Below are 5,000 nucleotides of genomic sequence, written 5' to 3'. Positions count from 1 at the left end.
TGAGAATCCCGTCCACCGAATGCCTAAGGTTTCCTGAGGAAGGCTCGTCCGCTCAGGGTTAGTCAGGACCTAAGCCGAGGCCGACAGGCGTAGGCGATGGACAACAGGTTGATATTCCTGTACCACCTCTTTATCGTTTGAGCAATGGAGGGACGCAGAAGGATAGAAGAAGCGTGCGATTGGTTGTGCACGTCCAAGCAGTTAGGCTGATAAGTAGGCAAATCCGCTTATCGTGAAGGCTGAGCTGTGATGGGGAAGCTCCTTATGGAGCGAAGTCTTTGATTCCCCGCTGCCAAGAAAAGCTTCTAGCGAGATAAAAGGTGCCTGTACCGCAAACCGACACAGGTAGGCGAGGAGAGAATCCTAAGGTGTGCGAGAGAACTCTGGTTAAGGAACTCGGCAAAATGACCCCGTAACTTCGGGAGAAGGGGTGCTTTCTTAACGGAAAGCCGCAGTGAATAGGCCCAAGCGACTGTTTAGCAAAAACACAGCTCTCTGCGAAGCCGTAAGGCGAAGTATAGGGGGTGACACCTGCCCGGTGCTGGAAGGTTAAGGAGAGGGGTTAGCGTAAGCGAAGCTCTGAACTGAAGCCCCAGTAAACGGCGGCCGTAACTATAACGGTCCTAAGGTAGCGAAATTCCTTGTCGGGTAAGTTCCGACCCGCACGAAAGGTGTAACGATTTGGGCACTGTCTCAACCAGAGACTCGGTGAAATTATAGTACCTGTGAAGATGCAGGTTACCCGCGACAGGACGGAAAGACCCCGTGGAGCTTTACTGTAGCCTGATATTGAATTTTGGTACAGTTTGTACAGGATAGGCGGGAGCCATTGAAACCGGAGCGCTAGCTTCGGTGGAGGCGCTGGTGGGATACCGCCCTGACTGTATTGAAATTCTAACCTACGGGTCTTATCGACCCGGGAGACAGTGTCAGGTGGGCAGTTTGACTGGGGCGGTCGCCTCCTAAAGTGTAACGGAGGCGCCCAAAGGTTCCCTCAGAATGGTTGGAAATCATTCGTAGAGTGCAAAGGCATAAGGGAGCTTGACTGCGAGACCTACAAGTCGAGCAGGGACGAAAGTCGGGCTTAGTGATCCGGTGGTTCCGCATGGAAGGGCCATCGCTCAACGGATAAAAGCTACCCCGGGGATAACAGGCTTATCTCCCCCAAGAGTCCACATCGACGGGGAGGTTTGGCACCTCGATGTCGGCTCATCGCATCCTGGGGCTGTAGTCGGTCCCAAGGGTTGGGCTGTTCGCCCATTAAAGCGGTACGCGAGCTGGGTTCAGAACGTCGTGAGACAGTTCGGTCCCTATCCGTCGTGGGCGTAGGAAATTTGAGAGGAGCTGTCCTTAGTACGAGAGGACCGGGATGGACGCACCGCTGGTGTACCAGTTGTTCTGCCAAGGGCATAGCTGGGTAGCTATGTGCGGAAGGGATAAGTGCTGAAAGCATCTAAGCATGAAGCCCCCCTCAAGATGAGATTTCCCATAGCGTAAGCTAGTAAGATCCCTGAAAGATGATCAGGTTGATAGGTTCGAGGTGGAAGCATGGTGACATGTGGAGCTGACGAATACTAATAGATCGAGGACTTAACCATATAATATGTAGCAAATGTTATCTAGTTTTGAAGGAATATGCCTTCATAGTTTGGTGATGATGGCAGAGAGGTCACACCCGTTCCCATACCGAACACGGAAGTTAAGCTCTCTAGCGCCGATGGTAGTTGGGACCTTGTCCCTGTGAGAGTAGGACGTCGCCAAGCAACTTTAAGACGAGTCAGAATGACTCGTCTTTTTTGTGTTTTTAACTTCTTATCAGCCTCAAGTTATCCTTTTATATTCAATTTCTTTCATCATTTTCGATGTTTAGTTTAAGATTTTCTATTTTATTTTTTGTGGAAGCAATCTATCGGTGTGTTAAAATAGTACAGTTGTTTTTTTGAAGTACTTTAATATAGGGAGATTTAATTTTTTAAAAGGAGATAATATGAAAAAGATAGGTATAATTACTATAGTAGTCTTAGTCCTTCTAGCGATTGTGTATATATTAGTCGGGAATTATTTTTATAACTATGCGTTAAATGCGAAACAAGAAAAAGAATTTTTGCAAGATAATCCTCATTTAGTAGAAACGGTAAATGCATCGGGAGATGTATTTGCTACAAATGAAGAGAAGAATGCGAACTTCGTATCAAAGTATAAGCCTAACACATTAACTATACGTTCTTTCGATAAACTGAATTTAAAAGGTTATGAATATATGAATGAACAATCTAGTCATAAATGGGCAATTGTAGTTCATGGATACAATGGTAGGGCATCAGAAATGACGAAATATATTCGTAACTTTTATGAAGAAGGCTATAATGTCATAGCACCAGATCTTCGTGGGCACGGAAATAGTGAAGGAGATTATGTTGGTATGGGCTGGCATGATCGTAAAGATATTTTGATTTGGATTCAACAAATTGTAAAGAAAGACCCTAATGCTGAAATAGCACTATTTGGTGTTTCGATGGGTGGAGCAACTGTAATGATGACTTCAGGTGAAGATTTACCTTCTAACGTTAAAGTTATTATTGAAGATTGTGGGTACTCAACTGTTATTGATGAATTTACTTATCAATTAAAGGATTTATTCCACTTGCCGAAGTTCCCTGTGATGAATGCGGCAAATACAGTTACAAAATTAAGAGCTGGATATGATTTAGAGGAAGCTTCAGCTGTAAAACAAGTAGCGAAAAGTAAAACACCTATGCTGTTTATTCACGGGGACGCTGATACATTCGTTCCTTTTGAAATGTTAGATGAAGTATATAATGCTGCAAAAGTAGAAAAAGAGAAATTAATTGTTCCAGGTGCTGGACATGGAGAAGCTGAGAAAATAGATTCGAATAAATATTGGAATACGGTATGGAAGTTCGTGGAGAGATATATTTCAGCGTAATTAAATTATTTTAGATTTGTATATGCGATAATCAGAAGGTAATGTTTTTATACTTTTGATTATCGTTTTTTCTATTTATAAATTCATTTTAGGTTGTAGTATATAAGGTTTGAAGCATAAATTTTTGAATTCCTTATTTCCAGTGCTACAATGATTGAAAACTACATGTTAATGAGGTGTTTCTATGAAAATTGAAGTATGGTCAGATTTTGTATGCCCATTTTGCTACATTGGGAAGCGTAGATTAGAAATGGCTTTAGAGCAATTCCCGCATAGGGATAATGTTGAAGTTGAGTTTAAAAGTTTTGAATTAGATCCGAATACTCCCGTTTACTCTGGAACGAGTATTAATGAAGTACTTGCATCAAAGTATGGGATTAGTATTGAAGAAGCTAAGCGTAATAATGTACAGCTAGGTAATCATGCAGCTAGTATGGGGTTGAGTTTTAATTTTGATGAGATGAAGCCGACGAATACTTTTGATGCGCATCGTCTTGCGAAGTTCGCTAAGGATCAAGGGAAAGAAAAAGAGATTACAGAAAATCTTCTTTTTGCATATTTTACTGAATCACAAAACTTAAGTGATGTGGAAGTGCTTGCTGCCATTGCTGAAAAATCGGGATTAGATAAGCAAGAAGCTTTAAATGTTATCAATAATAAAAGTGCTTATGCGAATGATGTTCGGGTTGATGAAGCGATTGCTCAGCAATATCAAATTTCGGGAGTACCTTATTTTATTGTTAATCAGAAATATGCTATTTCAGGTGCGCAACCACTTGAAACTTTTATTGGTGCACTTCAGCAAGTATGGGAAGAAGAGAATCCTGCTCCTAAGTTACAAGAGTTTTCATCAGACGAAGGAAGCGATATGTCTTGTACTGATGGAAGTTGTTCAGTTCCATCAAAAGAACAATAGGTTTTTTAATGGGATAGCAACCCATAGAGTGTTTTATGGGTTGCTTATATATTCTTATAGAAGAGATATGTAAATAGATAATTTGATAACGTACAATGAGATTTATAAAAAATGAAGTTTTTTATAAAAACATATTGACGATTAGGATATAGAGGTGTAATATAGAACAAGTCGCCGATGGCATTAACGTCGAAAGCGACAAACGAAATAAAAAACTTAGTTGACATTAACTAACGGAGATGTTAACATAAGGGAGTCGCAAATGAGCGACCAAGTAGTTCTTTGAAAACTGAACGAAACAAACAACGTGAAACGTCAATTTTTATTTTTAGATGCTAGACAAACTAACTTTATTGGAGAGTTTGATCCTGGCTCAGGATGAACGCTGGCGGCGTGCCTAATACATGCAAGTCGAGCGAATGGATTAAGAGCTTGCTCTTATGAAGTTAGCGGCGGACGGGTGAGTAACACGTGGGTAACCTGCCCATAAGACTGGGATAACTCCGGGAAACCGGGGCTAATACCGGATAACATTTTGAACCGCATGGTTCGAAATTGAAAGGCGGCTTCGGCTGTCACTTATGGATGGACCCGCGTCGCATTAGCTAGTTGGTGAGGTAATGGCTCACCAAGGCAACGATGCGTAGCCGACCTGAGAGGGTGATCGGCCACACTGGGACTGAGACACGGCCCAGACTCCTACGGGAGGCAGCAGTAGGGAATCTTCCGCAATGGACGAAAGTCTGACGGAGCAACGCCGCGTGAGTGATGAAGGCTTTCGGGTCGTAAAACTCTGTTGTTAGGGAAGAACAAGTGCTAGTTGAATAAGCTGGCACCTTGACGGTACCTAACCAGAAAGCCACGGCTAACTACGTGCCAGCAGCCGCGGTAATACGTAGGTGGCAAGCGTTATCCGGAATTATTGGGCGTAAAGCGCGCGCAGGTGGTTTCTTAAGTCTGATGTGAAAGCCCACGGCTCAACCGTGGAGGGTCATTGGAAACTGGGAGACTTGAGTGCAGAAGAGGAAAGTGGAATTCCATGTGTAGCGGTGAAATGCGTAGAGATATGGAGGAACACCAGTGGCGAAGGCGACTTTCTGGTCTGTAACTGACACTGAGGCGCGAAAGCGTGGGGAG

Annotated in this window: 2 protein-coding genes and 3 rRNA genes (2 of these 5 only partly in view); all 5 read left to right on the top strand. The window is 43.1% G+C overall.

Annotated features, from left to right (window positions below; genetic code table 11):
- Nucleotides 1-1,598, top strand: a 23S ribosomal RNA gene (locus EUC40_RS24370) (it extends 1,324 nt beyond the left edge of the window).
- A gap of 49 nt (nt 1,599-1,647) precedes the next feature.
- Nucleotides 1,648-1,763: ribosomal RNA gene (gene rrf, locus EUC40_RS24365) — 5S ribosomal RNA — on the top strand.
- Nucleotides 1,764-1,987: 224 nt separating this feature from the next.
- Complete coding sequence (locus tag EUC40_RS24360) at nt 1,988-2,947, top strand: alpha/beta hydrolase (RefSeq protein WP_156576807.1); 960 nt, start codon at nt 1,988-1,990, stop codon at nt 2,945-2,947.
- Between the two features lie 184 nt (nt 2,948-3,131).
- Nucleotides 3,132-3,863: a DsbA family oxidoreductase gene (locus EUC40_RS24355; protein WP_071710888.1), complete on the top strand. Its 732-nt coding sequence runs from the start codon at nt 3,132-3,134 to the stop codon at nt 3,861-3,863.
- A gap of 350 nt (nt 3,864-4,213) precedes the next feature.
- Nucleotides 4,214-5,000: ribosomal RNA gene (locus EUC40_RS24350) — 16S ribosomal RNA — on the top strand (it continues 765 nt past the right edge of the window).

The sequence above is a fragment of the Bacillus luti genome (genome assembly GCF_009739945.1).
GTDB classification, from domain to species: Bacteria; Bacillota; Bacilli; order Bacillales; family Bacillaceae_G; genus Bacillus_A; species Bacillus_A luti.
The sequence above is the reverse complement of the archived record's forward strand: the minus strand, read 5'-3'. Positions and strand labels throughout refer to the sequence as shown.